Below are 18,206 nucleotides of genomic sequence, written 5' to 3' on the forward strand. Positions count from 1 at the left end.
CCCCCTCCCGACCCCACCTCCGCAAGGACCCCCGTATGCCTGCTGCCGTGCGCTTCGGCGTCAACTACACCCCGAGCCAGGGGTGGTTCCACCACTGGCTCGACTTCGACCTCGACGCCGTACGCGCCGATCTGGACTCCGTCGCCGCGCTCGGCCTCGACCACCTCCGGGTCTTCCCGCTGTGGCCGTACTTCCAGCCCGACCGCGCGCTGATTCGCCCGCGCGCCGTGGAGGATCTGGTGCGGCTGGTCGACGCCGCCGCCGAACGCGGGCTCGACGTCAACGTGGACGGTCTGCAAGGGCACTTGTCCAGCTTCGACTTCCTGCCCGCGTGGACTCGCACCTGGCACCGGCGCAACCTCTTCACCGACCCCGCGGTGCTGGACGGCCAGGCCGCCTATCTGCGGGCCCTCGCCGCCGCCCTCGCCGACCGGCCGAACTTCCTCGGCATGACCCTCGGCAACGAGGTCAACCAGTTCTCCGCCGGTCCCCACCCCGATCCCGACCGGGCCACCGCCGACCAGATCGACGCCTGGCTCGAGCGGATGCTCGCCGCCTGCGAGCAGGGCGCCCCCGGGAAGCTGCATCTGCACGCCGAGTACGACGCCACCTGGTACCAGGACGACATGCCGTTCACCCCGGCGCAGGCGGCCCGGCGCGGCGCCCTCACCGCCGTCCACTCCTGGGTCTTCAACGGGACCGCGCAGCGCCACGGCCGCACCTCGGTGGCGTCCGAGCACCACGCCGCCTACCTGATCGAGCTGAGCAAGGCCTGGGCCGAGGAACCGCACCGGCCCGTCTGGCTCCAGGAGGTCGGCGCCCCGGCCCCGCTCGTCCCCGCCGAGCACGCCGCCGCCTTCACCGAGGCCACCGTCGCGAACGCGCTGGACTGCCCCGACCTGTGGGGCATCACCTGGTGGTGCTCCCACGACGTCTCCCGCGACCTCGCCGACTTCCCCGAACTCGAGTACAGCCTGGGCCTGTTGACCAACGACCGCCGGCCCAAGGACCTCGCCCGCGCCCTGTCCCGCGCGGCCCGCGAGCACACCTGCGCGCCCGCTCCGCGCACCACCGCCCTCACCGTCCCCGCCGATCCGGCCGCCCGCTCCCGCTGCGCCCCCGGCGGCGATGTCTTCGAGGCGTTCTTCCAGCTGACCGCCGACGGCGCCCGCCCCACCACCGTCCTCGACACCCGGGCGGCCGACCGGGACCATCTGGCCGCCCGCGCCGTCACCGAAGTCGTCACGCCCGACCAGGTACTCCGCACCCCCCGAGGAGGAACCCGCTCGTGAACCCCACCAGACGCACCGTCCTGCTCGCCGGCGCCGCCGCCGCGTTCCTGCCCGCGCTGCCCACCGGCACCGCCCAGGCCGCCCCGAAGGCGACGGCCGCGCTCCAGCCGTACGCCTCCTACTGGTACCCGGACTCCCTGCCCTCCGGCAGCCCCGGCCCCGGCATCACCTGGCGCGGCCTGAAGTCCTGGCGTGCCGCCACCGACACCGATCTGCCCTTCAACGCCGCCTCCGTCCCGCTCGCGCCCCGCTTCACCCCGACCCCGGTGAACACCACCGCCCGCGCCGGGCAGGCCCGGATCCAGTCCCTGGTGTCGTTCGGGCCCACCTCGTCCAACCCTTCCCAGGGCTCGGCCACCGCCGACTACTACGCCCTCACCCACTGGGCGTACATCGACGAGCTGGTGTTCTGGGGCGGCTCCTCCGGGGAGGGTCTGATCCTCGCCCCGAACGCCCCCGTCGTGGACGCCGCCCACCGGCACGGCGTGCCCGTCCTCGGCAACATCTTCCTGCCGCCCGCCGCCTACGGCGGACAGCTCACGTGGACCCGCGACCTGGTGCGCAAGGACGCGTCCGGACGCTGTCCGCTCGCCGCCCAGCTCGTGGCGGTCGCGTCGGCATACGGCTTCGACGGCTGGTTCGTCAACGCCGAGACGGGCGGCGGCGACAGCGCGCTCGGCGCCGACATGCTCGGTTTCGTCAAGGAGCTGAAGCGGCTCGCCACGGCCGCGGGGCAGCGGATCACCTGGTACGACGCGATGACCGTGAACGGCTCGGTCAGCTGGCAGGGCGCGCTGAACGGGCAGAACCAGTCCTTCTTCCAGGCCGCAGACGACATGTTCGTCGACTTCCGCTGGAGCGCGTCCTCGCTCGCCTCCTCCGGGCAGAAGGCCGTACAACTGGGGCGCGACCGCTACGCGTTGTGGGCAGGAGTCGACGTGGAGTCGGGCGGCTGGAACACCTCGGTGGACTGGGACGCGATCGTGCCCGCCGACCGGGCGCACCTCGCCTCCCTCGGCCTGTACCGGCCCGAGTGGACCCGCGGACAACTGCCCGCCGGCCACACCCCGGAGGACTTCCACGCCGCCGACGACCGGTTCTGGACCGGCCGTTCCCTCGATCCGTCCCGTCCCGACACCGCCGACGGCTGGCGGGCCCCGGCCGTGTCCGTCGCCGACCGGTCGACCGTCGCCGCGCTACCGTTCGCGACCGTCTTCAACACCGGCCACGGACTGCGCTGGTACGAGGACGGCCAGGTCGCCTCCGACGCCCCCTGGAACCACCTCGGGCTCCAGGACCGGCTGCCCTCCCGGCGCTGGGTGGTGCGCACCGAAGGCCAACGGCCCGCCGTCGCCTTCGACTTCGGGGACGCCTGGCGCGGCGGCAGCAGCGTCCTCGTGGCCGGGGCGCTGGACCGTCCCGCCGAGCTGGACCTGTACGCGACCCGGCTGCCGATCGGCCCCGACACGGTCGTCGAGCTGACCCACCGAACGGACACGGGGGCGGTCAGCGTCGAACTGGCCGTGGCGACCGCCGAGCCGGACGCGGCCGGGGCGGCGCCGACGTACACGTACCTGCCCGTGCCGGTCGGGCCGGGTGACGGCTGGCACACCTCGGCCGTACGGCTCACCGGCCTGTCCGGGACCGTGCACGCCCTCGGCGTCCGGCTCGCTGCCACCGGCGGGGGCCCGGTGAGCTGGCGGCTCGGCGGTCTCGCCGTCCACGACGGCACCGACACCCCGGCCGCCCCCTCCGGCCCCCGGATCACCGCCGCGTCCGGCGGCGACCTGCGCCTCGCCTGGGAGCACCCGGCGCCCGGCACGGTACGCCACTACACCCTGCACCGGGTGCTGCCCGACGGGACCCGCCGCTTCCTGGGCGGCACCGGCCAGCGGGCGTACTTCACGGCCGGACAGACGCCCGCGCCGGGCGAGCCCGCCCTACGGATCGAGGTTCGGGCGGTAGGAGAGCTGTACACCTCGTCCGCCCCCTCGACCGTCACCCACCCCTGGTGACCGTCCGCCGGTCCATCCGCCGACCCACGTTCTACGACCTACGGAGCATCCCGTATGCATGACGACCGCAGTCTGGTCGAAGCCCGGCTCAAGCGCGTCCTCGACGAGCGCATCCGGCCCGCCGTGTACCCCGAGTCCGTCCCCCTCGACGTCGCGGTGTGGCACGCGCCCGGCGAGCCCGTGCCGGTCGCCGAGGGGCTGGCCGCCGAGCCGGAGCCGGTCCAGGTGGGCGCCCGGTGGGGTGCTCCGTGGGGCACCAGCTGGTTCCGGGTGACCGGTACCGTGCCCGGACAGTGGGCCGGGCGGACCGTGGAGGCGCTCCTCGACCTCGGCTTCGACGAGAACATGCCCGGCTTCCAGTGCGAGGGCCTGGTCTACCGTCCCGACGGCACCCCGGTGAAGGGCCTCAACCCGCGCAATCAGTGGGTGCGCGTCGGCGCGCCCGTCGCGGGCGGCGAGGAGGTCCGGCTGCACATCGAGGCCGCCTCCAACCCCGTCATCCTCGACTACCACCCCTTCCTGCCCACGCCGTTGGGCGACAAGGAGACCGCGGGCAGCGCGCCGCAGTACACCCTGACCCGCATGGATCTCGCGGTCTTCGACGAGACCGTGTGGCAGCTGGTGATCGATCTGGAGGTGCTCGGCGAGCTGATGGCCGAGCTGCCGGTGGACTCCCCGCGCCGCCACGAGATCCTGCGTGCCGTGGACCGGGCGCTCGACGCCGTCGACCTCCAGGACGTGGGCGGCACGGCGGCCCGCGCCCGCGAACAGCTGACCGGTGTCCTGTCCGCGCCCGCCGTGCCCTCCGCGCACCGGATCAGCGCCGTCGGGCACGCGCACATCGACTCCGCCTGGCTGTGGCCGCTGCGCGAGACGGTGCGCAAGGTGGCCCGGACGACGTCCAACATGACCGCCCTGCTGGAGGACGAACCGGACTTCGTCTTCGCCATGTCCCAGGCGCAGCAGTGGGCGTGGGTGAAGGAGCACCGGCCCGAGGTGTGGGCGCGGGTGAAGAAGGCGGTGGCGGACGGGCGGTTCGTGCCGGCCGGTGGCATGTGGGTGGAGTCGGACACCAACATGCCCGGCTCGGAGGCGATGGCCCGGCAGTTCGTGCACGGCAAGCGGTTCTTCCTGGACGAGTTCGGCATCGAGAACGACGAGGCGTGGCTGCCCGACACCTTCGGCTTCGCGGCCGGGCTGCCGCAGATCATCAAGGCGGCGGGCGCCACCCGGCTGCTGACGCAGAAGATCTCCTGGTCGCAGACGAACACGTTCCCGCACCACACCTTCCAGTGGGAGGGCATCGACGGAACGCGTATCTTCACGCACTTCCCGCCCGTCGACACCTACAACTGCTCGATGAAGGGCAGCGAGATCGCGCACGCCGCCCGCAACTTCAAGGACAAGGGGTTCGCCCGGCACTCGCTCGCCCCCACCGGCTGGGGCGACGGGGGTGGCGGCACCACCCGCGAGATGGTCGCCAAGGCCGCCCGGCTGCGTGACCTGGAGGGCTCGGCACGGGTGGTGTGGGAGACCCCGCGGGCCTTCTTCGACAAGGCGGAGGCCGAGTACCCCGAGCCGCCGGTGTGGGTCGGCGAGCTGTATCTGGAGCTGCACCGCGCCACCCTCACCAGCCAGGCGGGGACCAAGCAGGGCAACCGGCGCAGCGAACACCTGTTGCGCGAGGCCGAGTTGTGGGCGGCGACGGCGGCCGTACGGACCGGACTCCCCTACCCGTACGTGGAGTTCGACCGGATCTGGAAGACGGTGCTGCTCCACCAGTTCCACGACATCCTGCCGGGCTCCTCCATCGCCTGGGTGCACCGCGAGGCACGGGCGACCTATCGGCGCGTCGCCGGGGAACTGAACGGGATCATCGAGGCCGCCCAGCGCGCGCTGGCGGGCGAGGGCAGCACGCCGCTGGTCTTCAACGCGGCCCCGCACGCCCGCGCGGGCGTACCGGCCGGCGCCGCGGCCACCCCCGCCACCGAAGGCCGTACCGGTCTGACGGGCCGCGAGGGCGGCGGGCACGTCCTGGACAACGGCCTGCTGCGCATCGAGGTCGACGGCCGCGGCCTGGTCGTCTCGGCGTACGACATCGAGGCCGACCGGGAGACCATCGCGCCCGGCGGGGCCGCGAACCTCCTCCAACTGCACCCCGATTTCCCGAACATGTGGGACGCCTGGGACGTGGACGAGTTCTACCGCAACACCGTCACCGACCTCACCGACGCCGAGTCGGTGACGCCCGGCGAGGACGGCGCGTCGGTGCGGATCGTCCGGTCCTTCGGTTCCTCCCGTGTCACCCAGGTGCTGTCGCTGGCGGCGGGTGAGCGGCGGCTGGTGCTGGACACGGAGGTGGACTGGCACGAGACGGAGAAGTTCCTCAAGCTCGCCTTCCCGCTGGACGTGCACGCCGAACGGTACGCGTCCGAGACCCAGTTCGGGCACTTCCACCGGCCCACCCACACCAACACCTCCTGGGAGGCGGCCCGGTTCGAGGCGTGCAACCATCGCTTCGTCCATCTGGAGGAGCCGGGCTGGGGCGTGGCGGTCGTCACCGACTCGACGTACGGCCACGATGTGACCCGGGCCGTCCGCTCCGGCGGCGACCGGGGCACCACCACGACGGTCCGGGTGTCGCTGCTGCGCGCCCCGCGCTTCCCCGACCCGGAGACGGACCAGGGCGTGCACCGCTTCCGGCACGCGCTGGTGCCGGGCGCGGGCATCGCCGACGCGGTGCGCGAGGGCTGGCGGATCAATGTGCCCGAGCGGGTGGCGACCGGCGCCGGGCAGGTCGCGCCGCTGGTGTCGGTGGACGAGGACGCGGTGGTCGTGACGGCGGTGAAGCTGGCCGACGACGGCAGCGGCGATGTGGTGGTGCGCTTCCACGAGGCCCACGGCGGCCGGGCGCGGGCCACACTGACCGCCGGGTTCGAGGTCGCGGGGGCCACGGTGACCGACCTGCTGGAGCGGCCCCTGCCCGAGGCGGCGGCACCCCGGCGGGACGGTGACCGGATCGCGGTGCGGCTGCGGCCGTTCGAACTGATGACGCTGCGGCTGCGGCGCCGTCCCGTGTGAACCACCCGCGCCGGATCCTCGTCTTCCTCTGCGACCTTCACCAGCTGCGAATCGGAGAACCACCGTGTCAGACAGGGGCGTTGAGCGGAGCGACGACGAGGGTCACGGCCCGGTGCCCTGGTGGGCGGACCTCGGGGTGTGGGGGGCCGTCGCGCTGATCGCCTTCGGCGGTCTCGCGGCGGTATGGGTCTCGTTGCGGCTGCCCGGCACCCCGACGGAGCTGGCGAGCGGCTACTACGGGGCCGCCAGGGTCGTCGCCATCGGTCTGGTGATCGTGGGAAGCAGCCTGCTGAACCGGTGGCGCGCCCGCTCCGCGGCCGTCGGGGAGTCGACCGGGGCGGACTAGGGCCGTGCGCGGCCCGTTCGTGCCCGGTGCGGACGCCGAGGTTCAGCTTCAGCGTTCCCATTGAGCACCCAACTCCCTTGGCTTAGCCTCTAGTTCATCGAACGGCTGCTCTAGCCGGAAGTGCACCATCGGGAGCCCGGCCGTCCTCGCGGCGGCCTGGAAAAGGGAGATCCATCATGGTCAAGCACTACATCAAGTACGCCTTCAGCACGCTCACCGCGGCGATGTTCGCCAGCATGGCCTGACGATCGGTCCCGGCCTGGACCGGGAGTCGGATTCCCGGTCCAGGAACCAGGAGGCGTACTTGTTCGGCACGGCTTTCAGACAGCTGCGTTACAGCACGGCGATCCTGCGCAACCGGCGGATCCGTCCGGGGGACCTCGAACGGATCGCCCGCGATCTGATCGAGACCCTCGCGGAGTTCGGCGAGCCGGGAGAGGACTCGGTGCTGCTGCCCGGGCAGTCCGGGGCCGTCGATCCCGATGTGCGCCGCACCGTCACCGCACGCAGTCTGCGGGCCACCGCTCGCGCCGCCGTCCGCCATACCCCTTACTACCGCCGGGTGTTCGAGGATCTGGGCCTCGATGCGGCCACGCTCACCCCGGAGACCTGGGAACAGGTGCCGGTCACTCCCAAGTCCGCCCTGCGCGGGCTGCCCGCCGCCTTCGTCTCCGCCGCGTCGGTGCCCTCGCTGATGGCGCTCACCACCGGGACCAGCGGGACCCCGACCAGTGTGTGGTTCTCGCGGGCGGAGCTGGAGATCATGGTCGCGATGAGCACCGTGTCCGCCGTGCTCGGCATGGGGTTACGGCCCCGGCACGGCATGGCCTACGCGGGCTGCTCCCGGGCGACGCTGCCGCTGCTCAACGTGGCGGAGTCGGTCACCCGGATCGGCGCGGCGTTCGTGCCGATCGGCACCGTGGACCCGGCGGTGACGCTCGACCGGCTCGCGGCACCGCTCGGGCTGCGCGGCAAGGCCCCGCAGATCACCCACCTCACGGTCGCGGCGTCCTATCTGTCCGCCCTGGTCGAGGAGGCGGAGCGGCACGACTGGCAGGCGTCCGACTTCGGCCTGGAGTCGGTCGGCGTCGGCGGCGAGGTGCTCTCCGAACCGCTGCGCGAGCGGGCGGAGGCGGTCTTCGGGGCCCGGATCACGAGTTCGTACATGATGACGGAGACGGTGCCGTCCGGCGGCACCGTCTGCGGCGCGGGGCATCTGCACCACACCACCGAGTTCGGGCATCTGGAGGTGCTCGACCCCGAGACGTGGGAGCCGACACCGCCGGGCGGGGTGGGCGTCATCGTGCAGACGCCGTACGTCCCGTACCGGGAGTGCACCCTGCTGCTGCGCTACGACACGGGCGACCTGGTCCGGCGGCCCGAGACCGCGCCGGAGTGCGAGCTGGCCCACATGCCGGCGACCTCGCTCGTCCTCGGCCGCTGGTCGGGGCCGGTCAGCCGGGCGGTGACCACCCGGTCGCTGCTGGACCTGCTGGAGGCCGAGCCCGACATCCCGCTGCCCGCCCGCTACGCCCTGGCGGAGGGGTCCGGGGGCCCGCTGCTGCACGTCCTGGCCCGCCGCCGGGCCGGTGCCGGTCTGCTCGGGAGGCTGGAGGACCGGGCCACCGCCGCGGGCCTCGCGCTGGGCGGCATCGTGCTCCACGACGACCCGGCCGGGATGCCGCCCACCGGACCGGTCCGCGCCGACCTGCGCGAGCACACCTTCGAATCGGTCCGCCCGGCCGCCGCGACGCTCGGCAGCCCGGCATGAGCGCCCCCGCCCTGGTCGGCCTCAACTGCTGTGTCCTCGCGGCGATGGTGGCGAGCGCCGTCTACTTCCACCGGGTGCGGATGCCGCGCCCCCCGGTGGGGCGCTACGAGCTGCCGGACATCGCCGTGATGTGTGTCGTGGTGGCGGCGGCTCCGCTGCTCTATCTGTTCCTGCCGCGCGCCGCGGTGGCGACCGTGTTCGGCCTGGTGCTCTGCACGGCGCTGCAGTTCACCCTCGCGCCACTGTCTGGCGCCGGCCGGGCCTGGCTGATCGCGCTGGCCGCGGTCGCCGCCGACACCGTACTGGCCCTCCTCGGCCGCCCGCTCGCCGTGCTGGCGCTCACCGATGTGCTGCTTGTCGTGGCGGTGGCGGGGGTCGCCACCATGTGGGCGCAGAGCGGGATGCGGTCCGCGCAGGCGGCGTGGTTCGCGGGCGCGCTCGCCTGCTACGACCTGGTGGCCACCGGGCTCACCTCCGTCATGGACCGGTTCGCGGCCGAGGTCATGGGGCTGCCGTTCGCCCCGCTGCTCGCGGTGACGCGCGGGACGCCGCCGGTGGCGCTGGGCCTGGGTGACCTGCTGCTCCTGGTGCTCTTCCCGCTGACGGCGGTCAAGGCGTTCGGGCGGGCCGCCGGAATCCTCGCGGCCGCGGTCGGGCTCGCGGTCTCCTGCGCGGTCAGCGTGCTGTTCGCGCGGGGAGTGCTGACCGGTGCCTTCCCGCTCCTGACGGTGCTGGGACCGCTGATCGTGGTGCAGCACCTGGTATGGAGGCGGGTCCGGGGCGGCGAGCGCACCACCGCCGAATGGCGGGCGGGCCGGCCCCGGCCGACACCGCCCGCCGCGGCCGCGGAACCCGACCCCGCGATCCTCCGGGCGCTGAGGCCGTCCGGTGTGACGGAGCCCGCGCAGGGCGAGTGGCTGGCAGTCGCCGACGGCCGGGTGGTGGGCGCCGGGGCGTCCCCGGGCCGGGCCCACCGGGGCGTCCCCGGGCCGGGCCCACCGGGACGCCCGGCGCCGCGGCTGCGAGTCCGTACCCGTGGTCCGGCGGGCGTAGCGACCGGCACGGATCCCGTCGGGCCGGGCCCGCGACCGGGGGCTCGGGCCCGCCTCACTCGGCCTGCTTTCAACCGGGGGCTCGGGCCCGGGCTCACCCGGCCGGCTTTCAGACGACGATCACCCTGCGCCCGCGCGCGTGGCCCGCTCGGCTGTCGACGTGCGCCGCCGCGGCCTCGGTGAGCGGGTACGACTTCTCGACCGGGATGTGGAGCTTTCCCCGCGCGATGAGGTCGGCGGCCACGGCGAGCGCGTCCGGCACGCTCCCGGCCACGCCGGAGAACCGGACACCGAACTCCGGCGCCCCGAGATCGGCGATGGTGACGACCTTCCGCGGGTCGCCGACCAGGTCGACGAGCTCGCGGAGCACACCCGAGCCGGCCAGGTCGAGGGCCGCGTCGACACGGCCGAGCCTCCGTACCCGCTCGACCCAGCCCGCGCCGTACGTCGTGGCGAGGGCGCCCAGGCCGCGCAGATAGTCCTGGTTCGCGGGCCCGGCCGTGCCGATCACCGTGATGCCGCGGTCGCGGGCGATCTGCAGCACCGCCGAGCCGACTCCCCCGGCCGCGCCGCTGACCAGCAGCGTCTGGCCGGGCCGCACACCGACCTCGCGGACGACGCGCAGCGCGGTCTCCACCACGGAGGGGTATCCGGCCGCCTCCTCGAACGTCAGGCCCTCGGGCATCCGGGCCCAGGCCGACAGCACGGCGAACTCGGCGTAGGTGCTGGAGCCTTCGCCGAACACACGGTCGCCGACCTCGACCCCTTCGACGCCCGCGCCGACCTCGTCCACCACCCCGGCGGCGTCCAGCCCTACCCCGGAGGGCAGGACGGTGGGATGAGCCCCCAGTTTCTGGCCCTCCCGGATCCTCCAGTCGACGGGGTTCACACCCGCCGCCCGCACGGCGATGCGTATGCGGCCGGGGCCCGCGTGGGGCTCCTCGGCGTCGATGAGGCGCAGCACGTCGGGTCCGCCGAATTCGGCGAAGCTCACTTTCTTCATGCGGCCGACCGTAGCACTAACGGTTAGCGTTTTGGAATTGGTTCGGGTTCGCATCTGATAGCGTCACCGCATGACCGCCCCGCCCGGACGCCGTGAACGCAAGAAGGCCGCGACCCGTCAGAAGATCGCCGACACCGCTCTCCGGCTCTTCCTGGAACGCGGGTACGAGGCGGTGGGTATCCGTGATGTGGCCGCCGAGGCCGACGTGGCCGTCACCACGCTCTTCTCGCACTTCGCCTCGAAAGAGGCCCTGGTGTTCGAGCGGGACGACGACTTCGAGCAAGGTCTCTCGCGGGCGGTCACCGACCGGGCGCCGGGCGAGCCGCTCGTCCCCGCGCTGCGCCGCGAGGTCCGGTCCATGGTCCGGCATTGCACGGCGGACGGCGCCGCGCCGATCTGGCGCATGATCGACGGATCCCCCGCCCTGCGGGAGTACGAGGAGTCGATGCGGCTGCGGCACGGGGAGTCGCTGGCCGCGGCCATCGGCGCCGATCCCGTTCTCTCCCGGGGCACGACGGCGGACCGGGCGATCGCGAGGTTCGTGATCGACGCCTACGCGCTGGCCCGTGCGGCGTCCGACCCTGACGCCGCGCTGGACGAGATCTTCCGGATGATCGAAGCGGCCTGGGCCGTCGCCCGCCCCTCCGGCGACACCACCGGCGAGGCGGGACTCTAGTCGGGGCTCGGCCCCGCGCCCACCCGTCCGTCAGGCCGCCGGCGGGGGCGTACGGCTTCAGCGCAGTCGTCGGGCGCGCAGCACCAGGTCGTCGGAGTGGTGTGCGCCGGCGCCGCTGTCGGGTGCCACGCGGGGGCGCTGCTCGTCCACTTCCACCTCCCAGTCGCCGTCGAGCAGAGCGGTGACCGTCGAGGGCCAGACGTAGTCGGCCGGGTCGAAGCCGTTCTCCCGCGCCTGCCGGGCGTCCACCCCCGCGTGGTGCACGAACAGCAGCACACCACCGGGCGCCACCGCCGCGAGCAGAGCGCGCTCGGCCGCGGCGCCGGGGGTGCGCAGCAGGGCCGGGTACTGCGCGGAGACGAGGTCGAAGGAGGCCGGTGGGAGTGCGGCCTCGGTGAGGGCCGCGTGGACCCAGCGGACGGTGAGGCCGGCGTCCCGCGCGTGCCCGGCCGCTCGCTCCAGCGCCACGCCGGAGACTTCGAGCGCGGTCACGTCCCAGCCCGCGCGCGCGAGCCAGACGGCGTCCGCGCCCTCGCCGCAGCCGACGTCGAGCACCCGCCCCGGGGTGAGCCCGGCGGCCTCGGCCACGAGCGCGCCGTTGGGCCGGCCGCTCCACAGCTGTGGCCGGTCGGCGTACCGCTGGTCCCACTCCGCCCGCAACGCGGGGTCTCCGAGGTACTGGCCGAGGGGCGCGGGAGCGTCGGACATGGGCGAGTCTGCTGCGATGTCGTTGGTCACGGGCCCACCGTCGCCCACCGCGTAGCGGTCGCACCACTTCTGTTGCCGGTCCGGCAAAACGGCGTTCCGGGACCCGCCGGACATGGGGCGACCGCCGCGCCGAGGGGGCGCGGCGGTGCCAGGGCGCTCGGGTGGAGCCGGTCTACGGGGCCATCTCGTACCACCCGGACAGCGCCTCCACCTGCTGCCAGACCCGGGCGGTGCGGTCCTGGTCGGTGACGGGGCGGCGGATCGCGTCGAGGGCCCAGGCGCGCTGTTCCTCGGTCGCCGAGTCCTTGCCGTGCAGTTCGACGGCCTGTGCGGAGAAGTCGCGGACGAGGACGGCGAAGAGTTCGTCGAGCACGTCCGGGTCGAGCCCGGTCAGGGCGGCCTGTTCCAGGACGAGCTGGCCGTGCACGACGAGGGCGAAGAGCTGGCCGACCGCGAGGACGAGGTCGAGGTCGCGGCTCTGCTCCTTGTCGGGAGCGGCGGTGGCGACGAACGCGCAGAGCGCGTCGGCCTGTTCGCGGAAGCGGCGCACGTTGGGCAGGTGCGCGTACGCGTCGAAGGCGGGCCGCCAGTCGTGGAAGCGCACCGCGCCCAGGCCGCGGGCGGGGCCCTGCCGGAACAGGAAGTCGTCGTCCGCCGCGTCGTGGCGGGTCGGTACGGCGGGGAAGTCGGCGGGGTCGAGGAGGTGGCTGCGCAGGAACTTGAGGATCAGCGCCAGGTTGACGTGGACCGTGCCCTCCAGCTTCGGCAGGCTGCGGATCTCCACGGCCGCCTGGGCGAAGTAGTTGTCCTTCTCGAAGCCCTTGGCGGCGATGACGTCCCACATCAGGTCGATGACCTTCTCGCCCTCCGTGGTCACCTTCATCTTCGTCATCGGGTTGAAGAGCAGGTAGCGGCGGTCGTCGGGGCCCGCGGTGCGGAAGTAGTCGACCGCGCGGTCGCTGAACGCCTTCATGCCGACGAGCCGGACGTACGCGTCGGTCAACTCGCGCCGTACGTGCGGGAAGTCGGTGACGGGGCGGCCGTAGAGGACCCGGTTGTGGGCGTGGGTGACGGCCTCGTACATCGCGTGCTCGCAGATGCCGATGGAGGCGGTGCACAGGTTGAACTTGCCGACGTTGACGGTGTTGAGGGCGGCGTCGAAGGCGGCACGGCCCGTGTGCAGGACGTCCTCGGCCGCGACCGGGTAGTCCTCCAGGCGGAACTCGCTGACGAACTTCGAGGAGTCGACGACGTTCTTGACCAGGTGGTAGGCGGGGTGGCGGCTGTCGGCGGCGAAGAAGACGTAGCCGTCGGGCCCCTCGACGTCGGTGCGGCGGCCGAAGACGGAGACGAGTCCGGCGGCGTTGCCGTTGCCGATGTAGTACTTGGAGCCGGTGGCCCGGAAGCCGCCGTCGGCCGCGGGTTCGAGCAGCATGTCGGTGGAGTAGATGTCGGCGCCGTGGGTCTTCTCGGAGAGGCCGAAGGCGAACACCTCGCCCTGGTCGAGGAGTTCGGCGGCGCGGGCGCGGGCGTCGGCGTTGCCGCTCTGCCAGACCGGGCCGAGGCCGAGGATGGTGACCTGCCAGGCGTACCAGTAGTCCAGGCCGTAGAAGCCGAGGATCTCGTTGAGCGCCGCGATCCGGGCGGTGTCCCAGCGCTTGTCCGGCTCGCCCTCCCCGGCGGCGGACGAGGGGGTGAGGAAGGTGGCGAACAGGTTCTCCTTCGCCGCGAAGGCGAGGAAGTCACCGAGCCAGGCGCGGCTGCGGTAGTCCTCGATCAGCCGCCGCTTCCCGCGCTCCTCGAACCAGTCGACGGTGGCCCGCAGCAGGCGGCGCGTCTCGGGGTCGAAGTGCGCGGGGTCGTATGTGCGCGGGTTGAGCAGCAGCTGGTCAGCCATGGGTGAGGGCGCCTTTCGGCTGGTGGGCGGTTGGGGTTCGGGTGGCCTGGCGGCGAGCGGGGTCGGGCAGGCGGGGATCAGCGGTGCGGACCGAACCGGGCCAGCGTGGCGAGCACGTCGTCCAGCCAGCCGATCATCATCCGCTCGTACGCGATGCCGCCGCGCAGTACGGCGTGCTGCAGCTCGCGCTCCGCGTCGGGCGGCGCCTGGGGTCCGGCCGGGCGGGCCGCGGGCCCGGGCTCCGTGAAGTCCCGTTCCTGGCCCGCGAGATAGTGCGTCAGCCGGTCGCGGTGCGCCTGGCGGTGCCGCTCCACCTCGCGGATCAGGGCGGCCGGATCGTCGAAGGCGGCGCCCCGGATCTTGACGGCCAGGTCGTGGCGGACGCTCTCCGGCTCGATCGGGTCGTGCAGCCAGGAGGACAGCGCGGCGCGGCCGAGGTCGGCGACGCTGTACTCCCTCTTGTCCGGCCGGCCCTGTTGCGGGACGTCCCGGGCGTCGACCCAGCCGTCGTTCTCCATGCGCTTGAGCACGCGGTAGATCTGCTGGTGGGTCGCGGTCCAGAAGTAGCCGATGGAGCGCTCGAAGCGCCGGGCCAGCTCATAGCCGGAGCCCGGCTTCTCCAGGAGCGACACCAGGATCGCGTGTTCGAGCGCCATGCCGTCGATCCTTCTATGCAACTCGTTGCATAGCAACCCCTGCCCGCCCCGATGCGACGCGGGTCACCCCGGCCGCCCTCAGGGCAGGGCGGGCGCCTCCAGCCGGGCGGTGATGAGGCGGATGATCTCCGGCTGGTGTGCGGCGAGGAAGAAGTGGCCGCCGGGGAACACCTGCAGGGCGAAGGGTCCTTCGGTGTGCTCGGACCAGGCGGCGGCCTCGGCCACCGTGACCTTCGGGTCGTCGTCGCCGACGAGGCAGGTCACCGGGCAGCGCAGCGGCGGTCCGGGTTCCCAGGCGTACGTCTCGGCCGCGCGGTAGTCCGCCCGGATCGCCGGGAGGATCATGCGCAGGATCTCCTCGTCGCCCAGCAGTTGGGGGTTGGTGCCGCTGAGGGCGCGCATCTCGGCGACCAGGCCGTCGTCGTCGCGCAGGTGGACCGTCTCGGCGCGGTGCCTGGAGGGTGCGCGGCGGCCGGAGGCGATGAGGGCGGCGGGCACGATGTCCCGGTCCCGTTCCAGGCGGCGGGCGACCTCGTAGGCGAGGGAGGCGCCCATGCTGTGGCCGAACAGGGCGAGGGGCCGGTCGGTCCAGGGCAGCAGCGCCTCGTGGACCTGGTCGGCGAGCGCCGGTACGGAGTCCACGAGCGGTTCGGCACGGCGGTCCTGGCGGCCGGGGTACTGCACGCACAGCACGTCCACGTCCTCGGGCATGGACCGGGAGACGGGGAAGTAGAAGCTGGCGGAGCCGCCCGCGTGGGGCAGGCAGACCAGCCGGACACGGGCGTCGGGGCGGGGATGGAACCTGCGGATCCAGAGCCCGTCGGCATCGGTGGGCGGGGAGTTCACTGAAGCGTTCCCTTTCGGTCGGGGTTCGGCCGCCCACCGCGCGGGGCGTGTGTCGCGGGGCGAGGAGGCGGGGCGAAGGAGGGGCGGGGCGCGCGTCGCGCCCCGCCCGCCGCTCGTCAGGAACCCGCGATGTCCTCCTTGATGACGCGCTCGACGTTGCGCTCCGCCAGCGCCGTGATGGTCACGAACGGGTTGACGCCGATGCTGCCGGGGATGAGCGAGCCGTCGGTGACGTAGAGGTTCTTGTACCCGGACACCCGGCCGTAGTTGTCGGTGGCCTCGCCGAGGACGCAGCCGCCGAGCGGGTGGTAGCAGAAGTCGTCGGCGAACGCCTTGATCTGCTTGCCGAAGAGGTCGTAGCGGTAGATGGTGGTGTTGGCCTTGTTGATGCGGTCGAACAGCGACTTGGCGGCGGCGACCGCGGGCGCGTTCTGGTCCCGGGTCCAGCGCAGGTCAGCGCGGTCCTTGGCGGCGTCGTAGACGAAGGTGCCGCGCTGCGGGTTCTTGGTGATGGCCAGGTAGAGGCTGACCCAGGTCTCCAGGCCCGCCGGCATGGGGGCGATCTCGGCGAAGACGGGGTTGTCGGGGTTGTCCCAGTCGTCGATGCCGAGGGCGGGGATCGACGACTGCTTGCTGCCCGTGGGGTTCCACACATGGTTGGCGCGGGCGGTCATGATGTTGCCGTTGGGGCCCCAGCCGCCGCCGATCGCGGAGCTGAGGGCGGGGAGGGTGCCGGTCTCCCGGGCGCGCAGCAGCAGTTCGGTGGAGCCGAGGCTGCCGGCACCCAGGAAGAGGTGGCGGCAGGAGATCTCCTTGGTCGCGAGCAGCTTGCCGTCGGGGTCCTTCTGCTCGACGGTCAGCAGGTAGGTGCCGTCGTTCTGCTGACGGATCGTCTTGACCTGGTGCAGGGTCTCTATGGTGACCTTGCCGGTGCCGAGCGCGGCCGCCAGGTAGCTCTTGTCGAGGGAGACCTTGCCGTGGTTGTTGCCGTAGATGACCTCGGCGGCCAGCGCGGACTTGGGCACGGTGCCGTCCGCCTCACCGCGCATGTAGTCCCAGTCGTAGACGTTGGGCACGAAGGTGGTCTTCAGACCGGCGCTCTCGGCCTGCTGGCGGGCGACGCGGGCGAACTGGTACCACTCGGTCTGCTCGAACCAGTCCTTGTCGATGTTGTTGACCCGCAGACCGGAGTTCGCGCGCGGGAAATACGTGCCGTACATCTCGTCGGCGTCGACCTGGGGCAGCACCTCCTGGAAGTAGGAGCGCCGGGGGGTGACGGCCATGCCGCCGTTGACGAGCGAGCCGCCGCCGACCCCGCGGCCCACGTACACGGACATCTGGTCGAAGTTGACCCGGTCCAGTACGCCCGCGTAGGGGTCGATGTCCCGGTTGGCGAGGTCGAGCCACAGGAAGGAGCCGAGCGGGGCCTCGGTCCGGGTCTTGAACCAGCTGGAGCGCTTGTCGGGCTTGAGCATCCCGCAGAAGGTGTTGCCGTCCGGGCCGGGCTGGTTCCACAGCTGGCCCATCTCCAGCATCAGGGTGGAGACCCCGGCCTCGCCGAGCCGCAGGGCGGAGACGGCCGCGCCGTACCCGGTGCCGACCACGACGGCGGGCACGAACGTGCTGCCTGAGCCGTCGGCGGCGGTGGCCGCGGCCGCGCGGGGGGCCGCGCTGATCATGGTCTGCCCGGTGAGTGCGGCGGCGCCCAAGGCGGCCAGGCCGAGCATGCGGCGGCGCGACAGAGGCTGGTGTGCGTTCACGCTGTTGCTCCTGAGCTTCGAGAGGGGATTCAGGGGTATTGGGGGGCCGGCCCGGGGAGGCTCGGCCTGGGGACTGTCGGGGAGTTCGGCGGACGTCGGGCCCGAGCGGGGTCGGGTCACCGGGTGTGCGGAAGCGGCCGTGCGGGGCGAACGCGGGCGGGGGGCCCGCTCACTTCACGAAGTCCGCGGGCGGGGACCCGCTCACTTCACGAAGTCCTCGACGACCTCGGGGGGCCAGGCGCCGACCTTGAGCACGCCCATGGAGTAGGCGCGGGAGACCAGTGCGGCGCGGTTGGGGACCTTCAACTTCCGCAGCAGACAGGTCACGTGGTACTCGACGCCCTGCCGGCTGAGGTAGAGGCTCGCCGCGAGGGGGATGGTGGAGACACCGGCGGCGATGCCCTCCAGGATGCGGGCGTCCATCGCGGAGAGGATCTTCTTGCGCCTGGACACCACGCGTGCTCCCTCGCCGTCCCCGGCGGTGGGCATCATGACCAGGATCGCGGTCGTGTCGGGCACTCCCCCGCGCACCGCGACCGCGGTGAGGGGGACGGTGAAGGCACTCTCCTCGCCGGGCCCCACCGCGAGGACGGGGGTGACGAATCGCTGGTGCTTGCCTTCCAACAAATTGGCGAATTGGCGCACCAACGGCTGCTGCGCGCTCGGGTGGACCACGTCGCGGAAATTGCGGCCGCATAGGTCCTCGGACGAGCCGTTGAACTGCCGGAAGAACTCCTGGTTCGCCTGCTGGATGGCCAGTGTTTTATCGAGGCTTGCCACGCACAGGCCCGGAGCTGCAGGTGCTGGACTCAGCAAGAATGTGCTCCCTGTCAGAGACTTGAGCGCGAAATCAATTCGGAGGCTGGTGGGCGGCCGTGGGGACCGTCGGCAGGGGCGTCATCGGCCCTGGACCAGCAGTATCTCCAGACCCGGACATCCTGCGTCACCGACCTTGCGGGGTCCTGGACGAGTCGCTGACGTCCACTTGCCGTCCGCTGCCGTCGTTTTCAGGACCCCTTGTCGAAATCCTTGCCCAACACCTTCCGCTTTCTTGCCAATCGACGGAACGCCAGCTCAGCAGGTGCTTTCGCTATGTCATGATC

General features: G+C 72.7%; 14 protein-coding genes. 7 read left to right on the plus strand and 7 right to left on the minus strand.

Annotated features, from left to right (window positions below; all coding sequences use genetic code 11):
- The first annotated feature begins 35 nt into the window (after positions 1-35).
- The 6 genes from ACLF5H_RS30750 to ACLF5H_RS30775 all read left to right on the plus strand — a co-directional run bounded on the left by ACLF5H_RS30750 (position 36) and on the right by ACLF5H_RS30775 (position 9,740).
- On the plus strand, positions 36-1,292 hold the full coding sequence (locus ACLF5H_RS30750; RefSeq protein WP_421679273.1) for a glycoside hydrolase 5 family protein: 1,257 nt from the start codon (positions 36-38) through the stop codon (positions 1,290-1,292).
- A complete protein-coding gene (locus tag ACLF5H_RS30755) occupies positions 1,289-3,307 on the plus strand; it encodes an endo-beta-N-acetylglucosaminidase (RefSeq protein ID WP_421679274.1) in 2,019 nt (672 codons plus the stop codon). The genes ACLF5H_RS30750 and ACLF5H_RS30755 overlap by 4 nt, the downstream gene beginning before the upstream one ends.
- A gap of 54 nt (positions 3,308-3,361) precedes the next feature.
- Positions 3,362-6,388 (plus strand): alpha-mannosidase, encoded by a 3,027-nt coding sequence (locus ACLF5H_RS30760; RefSeq protein WP_421679275.1) that lies wholly within the window; start codon positions 3,362-3,364, stop codon positions 6,386-6,388.
- Between the two features lie 64 nt (positions 6,389-6,452).
- Positions 6,453-6,734 (plus strand): hypothetical protein, encoded by a 282-nt coding sequence (locus ACLF5H_RS30765; protein ID WP_421679276.1) that lies wholly within the window; start codon positions 6,453-6,455, stop codon positions 6,732-6,734.
- 304 nt (positions 6,735-7,038) lie between these two features.
- Complete coding sequence (locus ACLF5H_RS30770) at positions 7,039-8,505, plus strand: AMP-binding protein (protein ID WP_421679277.1); 1,467 nt, start codon at positions 7,039-7,041, stop codon at positions 8,503-8,505.
- Positions 8,502-9,740 (plus strand): hypothetical protein, encoded by a 1,239-nt coding sequence (locus ACLF5H_RS30775; RefSeq protein ID WP_421679278.1) that lies wholly within the window; start codon positions 8,502-8,504, stop codon positions 9,738-9,740. Before ACLF5H_RS30770 ends, ACLF5H_RS30775 begins: the two co-directional genes overlap by 4 nt.
- Here ACLF5H_RS30775 and ACLF5H_RS30780 read toward each other — a convergent pair.
- A complete protein-coding gene (locus ACLF5H_RS30780) occupies positions 9,667-10,560 on the minus strand; it encodes an NADP-dependent oxidoreductase (RefSeq protein ID WP_421679279.1) in 894 nt (297 codons plus the stop codon). The genes ACLF5H_RS30775 and ACLF5H_RS30780 overlap by 74 nt on opposite strands.
- Before the next feature lie 70 nt (positions 10,561-10,630).
- Here ACLF5H_RS30780 and ACLF5H_RS30785 point away from each other — a divergent pair, with 70 nt between their 5' ends.
- Positions 10,631-11,236 carry a TetR/AcrR family transcriptional regulator gene (locus ACLF5H_RS30785; protein WP_421679280.1) on the plus strand — a complete coding sequence of 202 codons (606 nt, stop codon included), beginning with the start codon at positions 10,631-10,633 and terminating at the stop codon, positions 11,234-11,236.
- A gap of 57 nt (positions 11,237-11,293) precedes the next feature.
- Here the strand turns inward: ACLF5H_RS30785 and ACLF5H_RS30790 are convergent, their stop codons facing one another.
- The 6 genes from ACLF5H_RS30790 to ACLF5H_RS30815 form a co-directional block, all read right to left on the minus strand.
- On the minus strand, positions 11,294-11,944 hold the full coding sequence (locus ACLF5H_RS30790) for a class I SAM-dependent methyltransferase (protein ID WP_421679410.1): 651 nt from the start codon (positions 11,942-11,944) through the stop codon (positions 11,294-11,296).
- A 172-nt stretch (positions 11,945-12,116) separates the two neighbouring features.
- Positions 12,117-13,841: an acyl-CoA dehydrogenase family protein gene (locus tag ACLF5H_RS30795; protein ID WP_421679281.1), complete on the minus strand. Its 1,725-nt coding sequence runs from the start codon at positions 13,839-13,841 to the stop codon at positions 12,117-12,119.
- Between the two features lie 77 nt (positions 13,842-13,918).
- The gene (locus ACLF5H_RS30800) at positions 13,919-14,497 is read right to left on the minus strand and encodes a PadR family transcriptional regulator (protein WP_421679282.1); all 579 of its coding nucleotides are present in this window, start codon (positions 14,495-14,497) and stop codon (positions 13,919-13,921) included.
- A gap of 78 nt (positions 14,498-14,575) precedes the next feature.
- The gene (locus tag ACLF5H_RS30805; RefSeq protein WP_421679283.1) at positions 14,576-15,343 is read right to left on the minus strand and encodes a thioesterase II family protein; all 768 of its coding nucleotides are present in this window, start codon (positions 15,341-15,343) and stop codon (positions 14,576-14,578) included.
- Positions 15,344-15,459: 116 nt separating this feature from the next.
- Positions 15,460-17,070: a GMC oxidoreductase gene (locus ACLF5H_RS30810; protein WP_421679411.1), complete on the minus strand. Its 1,611-nt coding sequence runs from the start codon at positions 17,068-17,070 to the stop codon at positions 15,460-15,462.
- 234 nt (positions 17,071-17,304) lie between these two features.
- A complete protein-coding gene (locus ACLF5H_RS30815; protein WP_421679412.1) occupies positions 17,305-17,937 on the minus strand; it encodes a LuxR C-terminal-related transcriptional regulator in 633 nt (210 codons plus the stop codon).
- Positions 17,938-18,206: the final 269 nt, after the last annotated feature.

The sequence above is a fragment of the Streptomyces sp. LaBMicrA B280 genome, assembly GCF_049222185.1.
In the GTDB taxonomy this organism is placed as follows: Bacteria; Actinomycetota; Actinomycetes; order Streptomycetales; family Streptomycetaceae; genus Streptomyces; species Streptomyces murinus.

Bases quoted from the DNA above. Each gene is read 5' to 3' on its own strand.
- ACLF5H_RS30750 (WP_421679273.1), top strand. From the start codon at position 36: ATGCCTGCTGCCGTGCGCTTCGGCGTCAACTACACCCCGAGCCAGGGG.
- ACLF5H_RS30760 (WP_421679275.1), top strand. From the start codon at position 3,362: ATGCATGACGACCGCAGTCTGGTCGAAGCCCGGCTCAAGCGCGTCCTC.
- ACLF5H_RS30775 (WP_421679278.1), top strand. From the start codon at position 8,502: ATGAGCGCCCCCGCCCTGGTCGGCCTCAACTGCTGTGTCCTCGCGGCG.
- ACLF5H_RS30780 (WP_421679279.1), bottom strand. From the start codon at position 10,560: ATGAAGAAAGTGAGCTTCGCCGAATTCGGCGGACCCGACGTGCTGCGC.
- ACLF5H_RS30785 (WP_421679280.1), top strand. From the start codon at position 10,631: ATGACCGCCCCGCCCGGACGCCGTGAACGCAAGAAGGCCGCGACCCGT.
- ACLF5H_RS30790 (WP_421679410.1), bottom strand. From the start codon at position 11,944: ATGTCCGACGCTCCCGCGCCCCTCGGCCAGTACCTCGGAGACCCCGCG.
- ACLF5H_RS30795 (WP_421679281.1), bottom strand. From the start codon at position 13,841: ATGGCTGACCAGCTGCTGCTCAACCCGCGCACATACGACCCCGCGCAC.
- ACLF5H_RS30800 (WP_421679282.1), bottom strand. From the start codon at position 14,497: ATGGCGCTCGAACACGCGATCCTGGTGTCGCTCCTGGAGAAGCCGGGC.
- ACLF5H_RS30810 (WP_421679411.1), bottom strand. From the start codon at position 17,070: ATGCTCGGCCTGGCCGCCTTGGGCGCCGCCGCACTCACCGGGCAGACC.